This is a genomic window from Aureimonas glaciei (assembly GCF_014643375.1).
GTDB classification, from domain to species: Bacteria; Pseudomonadota; Alphaproteobacteria; order Rhizobiales; family Rhizobiaceae; genus Plantimonas; species Plantimonas glaciei.
Map to the genome: position 1 here is coordinate 511592 of NZ_BMJJ01000004.1, position 15601 is coordinate 527192.

The window sequence follows — 15601 nt, forward strand, 5'->3', positions numbered from 1 at the left end:
TCTGGGTGCGCATCAGCGGCGTGCTTCTCGGGAGATAGGTATGGATTATTCGGTCGAAGTCGAAAGGCACTACGAGGTCCGGGGGTGGTACTCCTTGGTGCACGAGATCCGGCATGACGGCGGCACGCCCGGCGACACGCTGATCAAGGCGGCGGTCGGCGTCGTCATTCGCAATCCATTCGCTGGAAAGTTCGTCGCCGATCTCGGCGAGCTCACCAGACCGAGCCTGGCCATCGGCTATGCGCTGGGCGAACGCGCGGCCGCCTTGCTCCGCGGCCGCCCGGTCGAAAGCTACGGCAAAGGCGGCATCGCCGGCACGTCCGGAGAGCAGGAACATGTCGTCGCCTGCATCACCACGGCCTTTGGCAATCCGCTGCGCGAGGCGGTCGGCGGCGGCGAGGCCTGGATTTCGTCGGCCAGCAAGGTCGCGGTGGCGGGCACGGCCATCGACATCCCGCTCGCCCACAAGGACGAACTCTACATTCGCTCGCACTACGACGCGGTGACCTTCTCGGTGCCGGACGGACCGCGTCCGGACGAGTTGCTGATCTGCGTCGCCGTGGCCACGGGTCCGCGCGTGCACCAGCGCGTCGGCGGCAAGACCGTCGCGGACCTCAACGCGGCCAATTAGGCCCCACAGAACGGGAAGCACAGCCCATGCCTCTGAACATCCAGGACCTCACGATCACCTCGGCGGATTTCGAGCCGCTCGGAAAACTGCGCGACGAACATGCCGGCGACAAGGGCAACGTCCTGCCGCGGCTCACGGTCAGCGGCGTCCCCGCCGGCACAAAGGAACTCGCCGTGATCTGCCACGATCCCGACGCCCCCTTGGCCAACGGCTTCACCCATTGGACCGTCTACGGCATCGACCCCTCGGCAACCGATCTCTCGGACGCGCAGGACAAGTTTCGCGTCGGTCCGAACGGCGGCGGCGACAAGCAGTACTACGGACCCCAGCCGCCGGCCGGCCATGGCCTCCACCACTACTATTTCTGGGTCTACGCGCTCGACACGAAGGTCGAGGGAACGCCCACCCGGGAAGAATTCCTGGCGACCTACGCCGGCAACATCATCGAACAGAACCGTATCGTCGGTCTCTACGAGAACAAATGAACCGACACCGCCGGTCGGACGAAACCTGAAGTCGCTTGTGACGGGAGTGTGCGTTGATGCCAGAGGTGAATAGTACCCACGCAAAACTGTTCGAAGAACTGGTCGTCGCGACCAAGATCCTGCTGCACGAAGGCATCATGGACACGTTCGGGCACATCAGCGTCCGCGACCCGCACGATCCCGAAAGCTTCTTCCTGGCTGAAAAGCTGGCGCCGAGCTTGATCACGAAGGACGATATTCTTCGCTTCGATCTCGATGGGGAGACGACGGACAACCGCCCGTCCTATCTCGAGCGCTACATCCACAGCGAGATCTACAAGGCGCGACCGGACGTTCAGTGTGTGCTCCACACCCACTCGCCGGCCGTGCTGCCCTATTGCTTCGTCGACACGCCCCTGCGCCCGGTGACGCATATGGGCGCGTTCATGGGCGAGTCCGTGCCGGTCTACGAAATCCGCGACAAGCGGGGGGATGAGACGGACCTCTTCGGCGGCAGCCGCGACGTCTGTGCGGACATCGCCGAAAGCCTCGGCCAGCAGACCGTCGTGCTGATGGCCCGCCACGGCGTGGTGAATGTCGGCAACTCGGTGCGTGAAGTGGTGTTCCGGGCCTTCTACCTCGAGCAGGAGGCCGCGGCGCTCACGGCCGGCCTGCGGGTCGGCACGGTCAAGTATCTTTCACCGGGCGAGGTCACGACGGCCGGCAAGCTCGTCGGCGCGCAGATCGACCGCGGCTGGAACCACTGGTCGCAGCGCCTCCGGGAAGCCGGCCTCTTGTCGTGACGTCCTTGGAGAAAACCGCGCGGATATCGAGCCCGGCCGGCAGGCGGGACCTCCGGTCCCGATATCCTTCTGGCGCAGGCGCATAACGGGAAGGCAGCGAACGCACCATGTCGCACGCGGACAGCTACGACTACGTCATCGTTGGGGCCGGATCGGCCGGTTGCGTTCTGGCAAACCGGCTGAGTGCCGATCCGAAATGCTCGGTGTTGTTGCTGGAGGCCGGCGGCTGGGATCGTGATCCGATGATCCGGATCCCGCTCGGCTGGGGAAAGATCCTCACCGAGCGGCGCCATGACTGGATGTATTTCTGCGAGCCCGAGGCCAATGTCGGCGGCCGCAAGGTCGAGTGTGCGCGCGGCAAGGTCATCGGCGGTTCGTCGTCGACCAACGCCATGGCCTATGTCCGTGGCAATCGCGGAGACTACGACCGCTGGGCGGCGTCAGGGCTCAGCGACTGGTCGTACGAGAAGGTCCTGCCCTATTTCCGCAAGCAGGAAAGCTGGGAAGGGGGCGCCGACGAATACAGGGGCGGGACAGGTCCGCTCGGCACCCAGTTCTGCCGCTACAAGGACAAGCTGATCGACGCCTTTGCGCAGGCCAGCGTCGACGCCGGCTATCCGCAGACGGACGATTACAACGGCGGTCAGCAGGACGGTTTCGGCCGTCTCCAGATGACGATCGCCAAGGGCCGACGCTGCTCGACGGCCACCGCCTATCTGCGACCGGTCCTGAAACGCCCGAACCTGACGGTGCTGACCGGCGCGATGGCGACGCGGATCTTGCTCGACGGCGCGCGCGCCACCGGGATCACGCTCACCCATCAGGGCACCGAGAGAACGGTGCTCGCCCGCCGCGAGGTGCTGCTGTCGGGCGGCGTGATCAACACGCCGCAGCTGATGATGTTGTCCGGCATCGGCGCGAGGGAGGAACTGGACGCCCATGGCATCCAGACGCGGCTGAACCTTCCCGCGGTCGGCAAGAACCTGCAGGATCATGTGTCGGTCATCCTGATGTACCGGCGCCGCGAGCCCGGCCCGTTCCTGCGCATGATGCGCGCGGATCGCATCGGCCTGGATTTCGTGAAGACCTACCTGACGGGCAAGGGCTTTTCGGGCGACGTTCCCGGCGGCGTCGTCGCCTTCCTGAAGAGCGGGCCGGAACGGCCGCTGCCGGACGTGCAGATCCTCTTCACGGCGGCGCCGCTGGCCGCATGGCCCTATTTCGAGCCGTTCAAGGCGCCGTTTCCGGACGGATTCGCGACGCGGATCGTCGCGACGCAACCGGAAAGCCGGGGGTCGGTGAAGCTCGCCTCGTCCGATCCGGCGGCGGCACCGCTGATCTGCCAGAATTTTCTGGCGTCGCCCAAGGACTGGGAGTCGCTGCGCGCCGGCTTCCGCGTCGCCCGGGAGCTCGCGCGCCAGCCGTCCATGCAGGCCTTCATCCAGGCGGAGTTCTTTCCGGGCCCGGCCTGCGAGAGCGACGCGGAAATCGACGAGCACATCCGCAAGACCTCGATCACCGTGCACCACCCGGCGGGCACATGCCGCATGGGCGCCGACGAAGCCTCGGTGGTCGATCCGCACTTGCGCGTGCGCGGTCTCCAGGGCCTGCGCGTGGTCGATGCCTCGGTCATGCCCGACCTCGTCTGCGGCAACATCAACGCGGCGGTGATCATGATCGCCGAGAAGGCCGCCGATCTCATCACGACAGCGGGGAGAGCTTGATGCGCGAACTCGAAACGGGCGCGCCGGTCCGCTTTCCGGCCTCGGCGAAGGGATGGGTAACCGCGTCCCACCCCGGCGGGGTGGTCCGATGATCCGCCGCGTCGCCCTGATCGGCCTCGGTACGATGGGACCCGGCATGGCCGCTCGGCTCGCGAGGGGCGGTCTGGACGTCGTCGCCCACGACGTCGCGCCCGCCGCGATCGAGCGGGCGAAGTCGATGCTGGGCACCGCCGAAACCGTTCTCGACGCTCTCGGCATCGCGCCCCCGGCGGGCGGTGCCGGAACCGTCCATTTTGCCGACGACCTCGCGACCGCCGTCGCGGGCGCCGACCTCATCATCGAGAACGTGCCCGAAAACGAGCAGATCAAGGCCGACATCTATCGCCGGATCGACCCGCTGATCTCGCCCGACACGATCGTCGCCTCGGACACGTCAGGAATTCCGATCACCAAGCTCCAGGCGCATATCTCGCATCCCGCGCGCATGGTCGGCATGCACTGGTCCAACCCGCCGCACATCATCCCGATGATCGAGGTGATCGCGGGCGAGGAGACGGCGCCGCAGACCGTGCACATCATCCGCGACCTCATTCGCGCGCTCGGGCTTCTGCCCGTCGTGGTGAAGAAGGATGTGCCGGGCTTCGTCGAAAACCGGGTGCTGTACGCGCTTCTGCGCGAGGTGGTCGACCTGGTGGAAAACGGCGTGATCGAGCCCGAGGACATCGACACCTGCGTGTCCTGGGGCATCGGCTACAAGCTCGCGGTCGTCGGGCCGATGGCGCTGCTCGATATGGCAGGACTCGACATCTACAACTCGGTCTCGTCCTTCCTCAACGCCGAACTCTCCGATCGCAAGGATGTCGGGCCCTTGGTCGGCGCCAAGATCGCGGCAGGCACGCTCGGCATCAAGTCCGGCGAAGGCATCTACGCCTACACGCCCGAACAGATCGCCCAGCTGCAGCGCGACCGCGCGCGAAAATTCGTCGCCATCCGGCGCATCCTCGAGGGGAGCGACTAGGATCATGGCAGGGACCGATCGCGCCACCTTGACGGAGACTGAGCAGATCCCGGCACCGTCGCGTCTGGCGGGCTTGGCAATGAAGGTGCTGCACACCCTGCTGGGCCTGACGCTGTTGTCCGTCGTGGCGGTCAACTTCCTGAACGCGGCCAGCCGCTATCTGTTCGGCATCTCGCCCCTGGGGGCCGATGAACTGATGGTCTATGTCGTCATCTGGGCGGTCATGATTGCCTCGATCCTCTCGCTGTTCCTGCGGTCGCATATCAACGTCAACCTGCTGCCGCTCTGCGCGACGGGTCGGTTCCACCACCTGCTGCGCGTCATCCACGATCTGGCGGCGGTGGTTACCTGCGGCTACGCCACCTACGCCTCCTGGCTCTTCATCGGCCGCATCTCGACGCTGGGGGTGAAGAGCATGGGGCTCGGCGTGCCGATGACGATCCCGCATGCCGCGCTGCTGTTCGGCTTTGCCGGGCTGACCCTGGCGGGTGCGGTCATGCTCGTCCGCGACCTCTCGGCGCTGGTTCGCAATAATCCTTGCGAAGAGGTCGAGCCATGATCGTGTCGCTGGCCATCCTCCCGCTTCTGCTGCTGGCCGTCGGCACGCCCGTCTTCCTCGTGTTCCTGACCGCGGTCGCGGCCACCATGATGTTCGTCCTGCCGCTGCCGCCGGTCGCCCTGCAGCAGGTGATGTTCGGCGGTCTCGACAATTACGCGCTCCTGGCTATCCCCTTCTTCGTCTTCGCCGGCGAACTGATGAATACGAGCGGCATCGCCATCCGGCTGATCAACTGGGCGATGGCCATGGTGGGGCGCGTGCCGGGCAGTCTCGGCGTCGCCACGGTCGGCGCCTCCACCGCGATCGGCGCCATCAGCGGGTCGAGCGTCGCCGCCGTCGCAGCGCTGGGAAAGACGCTGTATCCAAAGCTGGTGGCCTCGGGCTACGGGCGCGAGCGCGCCGGCGGGCTGATCGCCGCGAGCGGCGCGATCGACATCGTCATTCCGCCAAGCATCGCCATGATCCTGTACGGGCTGGCGGCCGAACAGTCCATTCCGAAGCTGTTCATGGCCGGCGTTCTTCCCGCGCTGCTGATGGCCGCGATGATGGGCGGATACATCATCTTCGTCGGTTGGCGGGAGAGCATTCCCAGCGAGGCCAGTTTCGAGCCGCGCGTGGCGTGGCAGGCCACGAGGGACGCGTTCTGGGCGCTGCTGATGCCCGTCTTCGTGCTCGGCGGCATCTATCTCGGCCTGTTCTCCCCGACCGAGGCCGGCGGCTTCGCCTGCGTCTACGCCATCGTGGTGGCCATGTTCATCTACCGCACCATGACGCTCCGCGACATCATCCACGCCGCGGGCAATGCCGCGATGCTGTCCGGCCAGATCCTGATCATCGTGGCGGCCGCCAGCGTCATCACCTGGATCCTGACGACCCAGGGCGTGCCCCAGGCCATCATCGAGTGGATCAACGCGCTGCAGCTCGATGCGCTGACCTTCCTGCTCGTCGTCAACGTCGTCCTCCTGGTGATGGGCTGCTTCCTCGACCCGACCTCGGCGATCCTCGTCTTCGCGCCTTTGCTGGTGCCGATCGCGATTTCGCTGGGCATCGATCCGATCCACTTCGGCATCATCATGACGGTCAACCTGGCCATCGGCATGTTCACGCCGCCCTTCGGTCTGAACATCTTCGTCGCCCAGTCGGTCACCGGCCTGCCGGCTCACTCCCTCTATCGCGGCGTCATGCCCTTCACGATCGTGCTCGTGCTGGCGCTGCTCATCATCACCTACATGCCGGCGTTGTCGCTGACGCTCGGGTCGGGCCTCTAACAACGGAGATTTCCATGCTTGTCAGACTCCTCAGATCTGCCCTTCTCACCACCGCGATCGTGCTGGCACCCCTGGCCGCGACGCAGGCGCAGACCACGATGAAGCTCGCCTCGGCGACGATCAACGATGTGCAGCACGAATGGCAGAAGGTGTTCGCCAGCGAATTGCAGGCGCGCGTCGGCGACGCCGTGAAGACCGAGATCTATCCGGCCAGCCAGCTGGGCGCCATTCCGCGCATGGCCGAAGGCGTGCTGCTCGGCACGATCGAGGCCTTCACGACCCCGACCTCGTTCATGACCAATGTCGACCCGCGCTTCCAGGCGTTCGACGTTCCCGGCCTCTTCAAGACGCCGGAAGACGTCCATGCGGCGATCCACGACCCCGAGTATCGAGGCCACATGGAGGAGATGTTCCTCGACAAGGGCCTGCGCGTCATCGGCGCGATCTACAACAGCCCGACCGTGGTCTTCACGATGAAGGATGTGACGACGCTCGATGGCCTGCGCGGCCTGAAGATCCGCACCTTCGCGTCGCCGCTGCAGGTCAAGCCGATGGAGCTCCTGGGCGCGACACCGCTGCCGCTGGCCCTGACCGAGGTCATTCCGCAGCTCGAGTCCGGCGGCCTCGATGGCATGCTGGTCGGCATGCCGATCCTGACGGCCTTCAAATATTACGACGTGGGCAAGAACATCCTCGACCTGCGTTTTGCGCAGATCGTCTCCGTGACGGTCGTGAACGAGGACTGGTTCCAGTCCCAGACCGATGAGGTCAAGACGGCGATCATCGAGGCCGGCCGCGCCGCGGAAGAGCAAGTCTTCCCGTGGGGCGTCGAGAACGTCGAGAAAACCTACAAAATCTGGACGGACAACGGCGGCAAGCTCAACGCGCTGTCCAGCGAGGACCAGGCCAAGATGGAGGCGGATTTCTCAAAGCTGGCGGCGGAGGTGCTGGATGCGGAGCCGGCGGTGAAGGCCGAATATGATCGCCTGCGCGCCGCCGTCGACGCCAAGGCCAAGCCGTGAGCGCGCCGGCCGGCTGCTTTCAGCGGCAGGCAAGGCTCGGGCCTTCGGGCCGGCAGTCGAGCCGACGCGCCTGCGGCTGGTCGCGCCCGAGCGGAAGGTCCCAGCGCGTTTCGTAGGTGCTGCCTTTGACGCCGCACCAGGCGCGCTCGACCGGGAGAGCTTCGTCGCGGGCGTTCATCACCGCCCACACGCGGCTCAGCGTGTCGAAACGCAGGTCGAGGCTGGCATGGTCGTCGGGCGCGATGCTGGCGAGATCGGTGGCGAACCAATGGGCGATCTCGGCCTGGCAGACGATGGCGTCGGGCCCCGAATTGCGCACGTCGACCGGCAGCCGAACAAGGCCCTTCGGGTCCACGGTCTCGCCGCCCGCGGCAGGACAGGCAAGAACCGCCAAGGCGGCCACAGCGAGAAGGAGAGGTGAACGCGCCAAGCAGGCCTCCAGTCCAAGTGTCTCAGAAAAACTACCGGAATTCGGGATGTTATCGTGAACAGTCAAACAAATGGAGAGCGAAGTGACAAGTAATTGGATGAAGCAGAGCGTGCTTGCTGTGGTGGCCGCGGTCTTTCTGGCGGGAACGGCCCTCGCTGCCGAGGTGAAGTCGATCGCCATCATGACGCCGGAGGAGGGGACCGATTTCGGCTGGAACCAGCAGGGCGTCGACGCGGCCAAAGCCGCTGCCGAGGCGGCCGGCATCGAGGTGATCGTCGCCTCGGGTCTCGGCTACGGCGACGTCCGCCCGGCCCTGCGCGAAATCGCGGCGGATGGGGCGAGCCTGATCATCGCCCATGCCAGCGGCTACGCCACGTCGGCACCGGAGATCGCCGAGGAGACGGGAATTCCGGTGGCGATCGTGGACTCCCCCCAGGCGCTCAAGGCGGGCCTCGTCGCCGACTACACGCTGAGCGGCCATGAGGGCGCCTATCTCGCCGGTCGCATGGCCGCCAAGATGAGCCGGTCCAAGCATGTCGGCATCGTCGTCTCCGGCGAGCCGCCCTCATGGAACTCGCAGTCGGCCGGCTTCGCGCAGGGGGTGAAGGCGGAGAACCCCGAGGTGAAGATCACCTATGCGGTGATCGGACCGGCCGCCTACAGCGACGCCGCCGGCGGCCGCCGCGTGACCGAAAGCGTGATCGCGGCCGGTGCCGACATCATCTTCGGCCAGGGCAACGGCTCGAGCTTCGGCATGTTGCAGGCGGTGGAGACCGCCAAGGCCGGAGACGGCGGCAAGGTGCTGTTCATCGACGTGATCGGTGACAAGACTTCGGTCAGCAAGGGCTTCCTGCTCTCCTCGGTGGTCTGGAACATCACCCCGGTCTACGCGGCGATGATCAAGGACCTGCAGGACGAGACGTTCGGCACCAAGCGCTACGCGATCGGCCTCGCCGACGAATCGGTGGCGCTGCTGAAGACGGATCAGATTCCGGATGACGTGTGGACGGCGGTCCAGACAGTCCGCGATCAGGTGATCTCGGGGGAGATCAAGATCGAGCCGGTCTTCGAGGCGACGGCCGTGCGGGCTCTGATGACGGATGTCTCGGCGGCCGCCCAGTAGCGGGGTTCGGCGGGCGGGAGGGGCTGCGCGGCCCCTTCCGCCGGTTCCGGGCCCACGGGAACGGGGATAGGGGATCACATGACGCAGCCGCCGAATTCGCCATCGCCGATCATTGTCCTGGAAGGCATCACGAAGCGCTTCCCGGGGATCGTCGCCAATGACCGCATCGACCTCGAGATCCGTGCCGGCGAAGTCCATGTGCTGCTCGGCGAGAACGGCGCCGGCAAGTCCACGCTGATCGGCCTTCTCTCGGGCCTGCAGCAACCGGACGGGGGGCGCATTCTGGTCGGCGGCAGCGAAACGGCGATCCGCTCGCCGAGCCACGCGCTGTCGCTCGGCATCGGAACGGTTTTCCAGCACACCATGCTCGTGCCGACGCTGACCGTCGCCGAGAACCTCGCGCTCGGCGGCCGCTGGTGGCAGCGACCGAGGATCGCCGAACTGACCGCCCGTGTCGCGGAAATCGCCGGGCCGCTCGGCATCGAGATCAATCTCGGCGCGCGCGTTTCGGAATTGTCGCTCGGCGAACAGCAGCAGGTCGAGATCGTACGGGCGCTGCTGCGCGACAGCCGCATGCTGATCCTCGACGAGGCGACGTCGATGCTCACGCCGCAAGGCGCCGCCGAACTCGGCGCGCTGATGCGACGGCTGGTCGAACGCGGGCTTGCCGTCGTCTTCATCACCCACAAGCTCGGCGAAGCAGCCGATTTCGGCGACCGCGTTTCGGTGCTCAAGCTCGGCCGCAAGGTCGGCGAATTGCCACCGGAGCGGCTCCGCTCGCTCGACCGCGGCGCGCTGGTCGACGAGATCGTGGCGATGATGTTCGGCCGCCATGCCGGCGACGAGGCCGTCACCATTCCGCTGCGCGCTGCCGATAATGGCGTCCTGCTCGACGTGCGCGACCTCAGCGTCGCCGCGAGTTCGGAGGCGCCCGGCCTCGAGGCGATCTCCTTCAGCATCGGGCGTGGAGAGATCCTCGGCATTGCCGGCATCGACGGCAACGGCCAGAAGCAGCTCGCCGAAGCGCTGGCCGGCCAACGAGCGGCGAGCGGCGGCAGCGTCATCCTCGCCGGGGAGGAGCTCGATGCGCTGAACGTCGGCGAGCGGCGCCGCAAGGGGCTGCGCTACCTCACCGATGACCGGCTGGGGGAGGGGACGGTGGCGAGCTTCCCTGTCTCGATCAACTACTTCCTGAAGCAGGTCGGCGAATCTCCCTACTGGCGCTCGGGTGTGGTGCGCACCGGCGCGATAGACGTCCGGGCGCGGGAACTGACGCGTCACTACGATGTGCGCACGCCCGGCATCGCGACCCCGGTCGGCCGGCTCTCGGGCGGCAATATCCAGAAGGTGCTGATCGCCCGTGAGCTCGCCGAAAGCGCGCGCGCCGTAATTTTCAACAAGCCGACCTATGGGCTCGACCTCGCCAACACGCTGGCCACGCGGCAGCGCGTCCGCGACGTCGCCGAACAAGGCCTCGCGGTGCTCCTGATCTCCACGGACCTGGATGAGCTGCTGTGCATGTGCCACCGCATCGCCGTCATCTCGCAGGGTCGTCTTGTCGGCACCGTCGCGAATGGCGCCGGTGCCGGCGAACGGGTCGGCCGCCTGATGATCGGACTGGCAGCATGAGTGAAAAGGCCGCTTCCCTTGGCGATCGCGCCGTCGATGTCCCGGCAGGCCAGGCCGGTCGCGACATCGGCCGACGGCTTCTCATCACGCTCGGGCCCGTCGCCGTCTCGCTGGTGCTCGCCGGCGGCGTGCTGCTGGCCGTCGGCGTCGACCCGCTCGCCTATTACGGGCTGGTGGTGGAGCGAGGCCTCGTGTCGCCGCTCGGACTCCAGCAGACGCTCACGCGCATGGCGCCGCTGCTCTTCATCGCCGCCGGACTGATCGTCGCCTTCCGCGCCGGGATGTGGAATCTCGGCGGAGACGGCCAGTTTCTCCTGGGCGCCGTGACCGCGGCTGCCAGCGCGCCGCTGCTGCTCCAGACGCTGTCGGGCTGGCTCGCGCTGCTGGTGGCCTTTCTAATCGCAACGTCGGTCGCGATGGTCTGGTCGCTCGTGCCGGCGCTGCTGCGCGCCTATCAGGGGGTCAACGAGATCATCACCACGCTGATGATGTCCTTCCTCGGCGTTTCATTGGCCAATGTCCTGGTGAAGCTCGTCTTCCTCGACCCGGCCACGACCGTTCCGCAGACGCGCACGCTGCCGGTTGCGGACCGGCTGCCGCGCCTGTTCGAAACGACCATCACCAGCGGCCTCGTCTACGGGCTCGTGGCCATCGTCCTCGTCCACCTGGTGATGACGCGGACGGCTTTCGGTCTGAAGCTGAGGATCGTCGGTGCCAATCCGAGCGCGGCGGTGCATGCCGGTCTCAACGTGCCGCTCCTGACCATTGCCGTCTTCGCGATCTCGGCGGGGCTGATCGGCATGGGCGGCGCGATCGACATCATCGGCATCCAGGGCAACGTGCGGGCCGACTGGAACCCGGCCTATGGCCTCGCCGTGATCCCCGTCGTCTTCCTGGCCCGGATGAACGGCTTTGCGGCCATCGGTTTTGTCTTCCTTCTGTCGGTGCTGTCGATCGGCGGCGAGAGCGCGGCGCGGCGTCTCGGTGTCCCGCAGCATTTCACGCTGGTTTTGATCTCGATCGTCCTCATTACCCTGGCGATCGCCGAATATCTGGACAACCGGCAGAACCAGTCGCGGAGGGCTTGAGCGATGAGCGGATTTCTCAGCGAGACGTTCCTGGCGGCCCTGCTCTTCGGCGCGGTGACGGCGGCCATCCCGCTGCTGCTGGCCGGTCTCGGTGAACAGATGTCGGAAAAGGCCGGCGTGCTCAACATCGGCATCGAGGGCATGATGATCGCGGGCGCCTATCTCGGCTTCGTCGGCGCCTACTATTCCGGTTCACTTTGGCTGGGTTTCCTGACGGGCGCCGCGGGCGGCATCGCCGTGGCGTCGCTGATGGCGCTGCTCTGTGTGCGGATCGGCCTCAACCAGATCGTCATCGGCATCGCCCTGACGCTCGGCCTGGAAGGCCTGACCGCGATCCTGCACCACTTCCAGTTTTCCCGCTCCTATCCCCGGCTGCCGGCCGCGGAGGCGACCGTCATCCCGTTCCTGTCCGACATTCCGGTGCTGGGACCGGCGCTCTTCCGGCATCATCTGATCGTCTACCTCGCCGTGGCGATGGTTGCCGTGATCATATGGGTCTACCGGCGCACGCAACTGGGCCTGAACCTGCAGGCGGCAGGCGACAAGCCGGCCGCGCTGGATGTCGCCGGCATCGACGTGATCCGCACCCGCACGATGGCCGTGCTGTTTACCGGCGGCATGGCGGGGCTCGGGGGCGCCTATCTGGCCAATGTCGGCGCCGGGCTCTTCATTCCGTTCATCACCGGCGGGGCCGGGTTCCTCGGCATCGTCCTGGCGATGCTGGCGCGGGGCCGGCCGGGCTGGGTCCTGATCGGCGCGCTGATCTTCGGCGCCTGCCTGTCGATGACGACGGCGGCGCAGGTGGCCGGCGTCAACATCCCGACCGACCTGATCCAGATGCTGCCCTTCCTGGCCGTGATGGTCATGCTGGTCCTCTTCGGGCGCCGCGCCAGTCTGCCGGCGGCGCTTGGCATTGCCTACGAGCGCGGCGCGCGCTGACGCCTATCCGAGGACGCGGCGGGAACCCGCGCAACGAAGGAGAGTGAAACATGACGGATACCAAAGTCTATTTTCTCGACGGTGGCTCGCTCGTTCTCGACGGCTATCACATCTTCTGGAACCGCGGGCCCGGCGGCGAAGTGCGCTTCCCGAGCTATTCCATCCTGATCGAGCATGCCGAAGGCCGGTTCATGATCGACACCGGCTACGACTACGATCACGTCATGAAGGTCCTGCCCTTCGAGAAACCGATCCAGACGAAGGATCAGACCATGCCCGGGGCCCTCAAGCTGATCGGCCTCGAGCCCAATGACATCGACGTCGTCTTCAACACCCATTTCCACTTCGATCACTGCGGCGGCAACAAGTATTTTCCTTACGCGCGCAAGGTCTGCCACAGACTGGAAGTGCCGCAGGCCTGCAATCCTGCCCCCTTCGAGCATCTCGGCTATTCCGACCTGAGCTTCTCGGTCGAGGCGGCGGAGGCGCGGGGCCTCACCGACCAGCTGCTCCCGGACGCGACGGCGGCCAATACGGCCTTCGAGGGCGTCGAGGGCGACTTCGAGATCGCCAAGGGCGTGCACATGCTGTTCGCGCCCGGCCATGCCGTCGGCAACTACGCGGTGATGATCGAACTGGCCCACCGGCGCCCGATGATGCTGGTGCTCGACGCGGCCTATACCCGCCGCAGCCTGGAAACGCTGTGCCAGTCCTCGTTTCATATCGACCCGGTCAAGGGCATCGAGTCGATGCGCCGGATCAAGGCCTACGCCGAGGACCACGACGCGGAACTGTTCTTCTCGCACGACATGGAGAGCTTCGAGACGTATCGCACCGGCACCCAGTTCTACAGCTGAGGGGGGGCAAACCATGCGCTATCTCGACCACGAAAAACCAGTGATCACGCTGACCTCCGGACCGGTGAACGCCTATCCGGAAGTCCTGCAGGCGCTCGGCCGCACGGTGCTCTACGACTACGACCCGGCCTTCCAGCTGTTCTACGAGACCGTCGTGCTGAAGGCGAAGAAGGCCATGCGGTCGACCACCATGCCGGTCATCCTGCACGGCGAGCCGGTGCTGGGCCTCGAGGCTGCGGCGGCTTCGCTGATCACGCCGGATGACACGGTGCTCAACCTCGCCTCGGGCGTCTACGGCAAAGGCTTCGGCTTCTGGGCCCAGCGCTATTCACCCAAGCTCCTGGAAATCGAGACCGCCTACAACGAGGCGATCGACCCGCAGGCGGTGCGCGACATGCTGGCGCGTCATCCCGAGGTGTCGGTGGTGTCGGTCTGCCATCACGACACGCCGTCCGGCACCATCAACCCGATCGACGAGATCGGCGCGGTCGTCGCCGAACACGGCGCCTATCTGATCGTCGACGCCGTGTCGTCCTTTGCCGGCATGAAGACCCATCCGGAGGATTGCCGGGCCGACATCTATGTGACGGGACCCAACAAGTGCCTGGGGGCGCCGCCCGGCCTGACCATGATGGGGGTGAGCGCGCGCGCCTGGGAAAAGATGAAAGCCAATCCGGCGGCGCCGCGCGCTTCGATGCTGTCCATCCTCGACTGGGAGAACGCCTGGTCGCGCGCGGAGCCGTTTCCGTTCACGCCGTCGGTCGCCGAGATGAACGGCCTCGACATGGCGCTCGACCTCTATCTGGCGGAGGGGCCCGAGGCGGTGTGGGCGCGGCACGACCTGACGGCAAGAGCCACGCGCGCCGGCATCCGCGCCATGGGTCTCGGCCTGTGGGCGGCGCGTGAGGAAATCGCCTCGCCGACCACCACCGCGGTCCGGACACCGCCCGGCATCGACGAGGCGGTCCTTCGGCGCGAGGTGCGGTCGCGCTATGGCGTCGTCTTCTCCTCGGGCCGAGGCGAGACGCTCGGCAAGCTGACGCGCATCGGCCACATGGGGCCGACCGCCCAGCCGATCTACGCCCTTGCCGCGCTCGCCGCCCTCGGCGGCGCGCTCGAGGCGGTGGGCGTCAAGGCGGACACGGCAACCGGTGTCGCGGCCGCCATCGCCGAAATCAACGCAGATGAACCCGTCGGGTAACAGGAGATCCGGAATGAGCGGAAGACTTTCAGGACGTACGGCGCTGGTCACGGGCGCGGCTCAAGGGATCGGCAAGGCGATCGCCGCAAGGCTGGCGGCCGATGGCGCGACGGTCGTGGTCAGCGACATCAATGCCGAAGGCGCCGCCGCCGCGGCTGCTTCCATCGGCCATGGGGCGTTCGCGATCGCCGCGGACATTTCCGATCCCGATGCCGTCGCGGCCCTGTTCGCGCAGATCGACGACAGGACGGGGGGCGTCGATGTCCTCGTCAACAACGCCTCCATCGTGCCCTTCGTCCCATGGGACGACGTCGACCTTGCCCACTGGCGCAAGATCATCGACGTCAACCTCACCGGGACCTTCATCGTCACGCGCGCCGCGACGGACCAGATGCGCGCCAAGAAGAAGGCCGGGCGGGTGATCTCCATCGCCTCCAACACCTTCTTCGCCGGCACGCCCAACATGGCTGCCTATGTGGCGGCGAAGGGCGGCGTGATCGGTTTCACCCGCGCGCTGGCGACGGAACTCGGCCAGCACGGCATCACCGCCAATGCCGTGACGCCCGGCCTGATCGAGAGCCAAGGCGTCAAGACCAGCCCGCACAACGGCGCCTTCGAGTTCGTGGAGATGCTGCAGGCGGTTAAAGGCAAGGGTCAGCCGGAGCACATCGCCGACGTCGTGTCCTTTCTGGCCTCTGACGATGCGCGCTGGATGACCGGCCAGACCATCAATGTCGATGCGGGGATGGTGCGGCATTAGTCTGCGCGGCCGACAAGAAAGCCGCGAGTAAGCAGGCGCGGCGGCTGCCCCGGTTCCTGATGCCGCATCGGACGTCTTTCGATCG

Annotated in this window: 16 protein-coding genes; 15 read left to right on the top strand and 1 reads right to left on the bottom strand. The window is 66.5% G+C overall.

Annotated elements, in window-relative coordinates; translation table 11 throughout:
• Nucleotides 1-40: 40 nt before the first annotated feature.
• The 8 genes from IEX88_RS11505 to IEX88_RS11540 all read left to right on the top strand — a co-directional run bounded on the left by IEX88_RS11505 (nt 41) and on the right by IEX88_RS11540 (nt 7489).
• Nucleotides 41-631: an amino acid synthesis family protein gene (locus IEX88_RS11505; protein WP_188850738.1), complete on the top strand. Its 591-nt coding sequence runs from the start codon at nt 41-43 to the stop codon at nt 629-631.
• Between the two features lie 26 nt (nt 632-657).
• Nucleotides 658-1116 (top strand): YbhB/YbcL family Raf kinase inhibitor-like protein, encoded by a 459-nt coding sequence (locus IEX88_RS11510; protein ID WP_188850739.1) that lies wholly within the window; start codon nt 658-660, stop codon nt 1114-1116.
• A gap of 56 nt (nt 1117-1172) precedes the next feature.
• Nucleotides 1173-1898 (top strand): class II aldolase/adducin family protein, encoded by a 726-nt coding sequence (locus tag IEX88_RS11515; protein WP_188850740.1) that lies wholly within the window; start codon nt 1173-1175, stop codon nt 1896-1898.
• A 107-nt stretch (nt 1899-2005) separates the two neighbouring features.
• Nucleotides 2006-3622 (top strand): GMC family oxidoreductase, encoded by a 1617-nt coding sequence (locus tag IEX88_RS11520; protein WP_188850741.1) that lies wholly within the window; start codon nt 2006-2008, stop codon nt 3620-3622.
• Nucleotides 3623-3710: 88 nt separating this feature from the next.
• A complete protein-coding gene (gene fhmpcd1 / locus IEX88_RS11525) occupies nt 3711-4640 on the top strand; it encodes a 5-formyl-3-hydroxy-2-methylpyridine 4-carboxylate 5-dehydrogenase (RefSeq protein WP_188850742.1) in 930 nt (309 codons plus the stop codon).
• A gap of 4 nt (nt 4641-4644) precedes the next feature.
• Nucleotides 4645-5199, top strand: a complete 555-nt coding sequence (locus IEX88_RS11530; RefSeq protein WP_188850743.1) for a TRAP transporter small permease — start codon at nt 4645-4647, stop codon at nt 5197-5199.
• On the top strand, nt 5196-6467 hold the full coding sequence (locus tag IEX88_RS11535; protein WP_188850744.1) for a TRAP transporter large permease: 1272 nt from the start codon (nt 5196-5198) through the stop codon (nt 6465-6467). The genes IEX88_RS11530 and IEX88_RS11535 overlap by 4 nt, the downstream gene beginning before the upstream one ends.
• Before the next feature lie 14 nt (nt 6468-6481).
• Nucleotides 6482-7489, top strand: coding sequence for a TRAP transporter substrate-binding protein (locus tag IEX88_RS11540; protein WP_188850745.1), 1008 nt, complete (start codon nt 6482-6484; stop codon nt 7487-7489).
• Between the two features lie 19 nt (nt 7490-7508).
• Here IEX88_RS11540 and IEX88_RS11545 read toward each other — a convergent pair whose 3' ends face one another.
• A complete protein-coding gene (locus IEX88_RS11545) occupies nt 7509-7919 on the bottom strand; it encodes a hypothetical protein (RefSeq protein WP_188850746.1) in 411 nt (136 codons plus the stop codon).
• A gap of 82 nt (nt 7920-8001) precedes the next feature.
• Here IEX88_RS11545 and IEX88_RS11550 point away from each other — a divergent pair, with 82 nt between their 5' ends.
• The 7 genes from IEX88_RS11550 (at nt 8002) to pldH (ending at nt 15516) form a co-directional block, all read left to right on the top strand.
• Nucleotides 8002-9042, top strand: a complete 1041-nt coding sequence (locus tag IEX88_RS11550) for a putative B6 ABC transporter substrate-binding protein (protein ID WP_244640061.1) — start codon at nt 8002-8004, stop codon at nt 9040-9042.
• Between the two features lie 78 nt (nt 9043-9120).
• Nucleotides 9121-10671 carry a putative B6 ABC transporter ATP-binding protein gene (locus IEX88_RS11555; protein WP_188850747.1) on the top strand — a complete coding sequence of 517 codons (1551 nt, stop codon included), beginning with the start codon at nt 9121-9123 and terminating at the stop codon, nt 10669-10671.
• Nucleotides 10668-11759 (top strand): putative B6 ABC transporter permease subunit 2, encoded by a 1092-nt coding sequence (locus IEX88_RS11560; RefSeq protein ID WP_188850748.1) that lies wholly within the window; start codon nt 10668-10670, stop codon nt 11757-11759. Before IEX88_RS11555 ends, IEX88_RS11560 begins: the two co-directional genes overlap by 4 nt.
• Nucleotides 11760-11762: 3 nt before the next feature.
• Nucleotides 11763-12698: a putative B6 ABC transporter permease subunit 1 gene (locus tag IEX88_RS11565; RefSeq protein ID WP_188850749.1), complete on the top strand. Its 936-nt coding sequence runs from the start codon at nt 11763-11765 to the stop codon at nt 12696-12698.
• A gap of 50 nt (nt 12699-12748) precedes the next feature.
• The gene (pldA, locus tag IEX88_RS11570) at nt 12749-13555 is read left to right on the top strand and encodes a 4-pyridoxolactonase (RefSeq protein ID WP_188850750.1); all 807 of its coding nucleotides are present in this window, start codon (nt 12749-12751) and stop codon (nt 13553-13555) included.
• Between the two features lie 13 nt (nt 13556-13568).
• The gene (gene ppaT, locus IEX88_RS11575; RefSeq protein ID WP_188850751.1) at nt 13569-14756 is read left to right on the top strand and encodes a pyridoxamine--pyruvate transaminase; all 1188 of its coding nucleotides are present in this window, start codon (nt 13569-13571) and stop codon (nt 14754-14756) included.
• A 13-nt stretch (nt 14757-14769) separates the two neighbouring features.
• Nucleotides 14770-15516 carry a pyridoxal 4-dehydrogenase, SDR-type gene (gene pldH, locus IEX88_RS11580; RefSeq protein ID WP_188850752.1) on the top strand — a complete coding sequence of 249 codons (747 nt, stop codon included), beginning with the start codon at nt 14770-14772 and terminating at the stop codon, nt 15514-15516.
• Nucleotides 15517-15601: the final 85 nt, after the last annotated feature.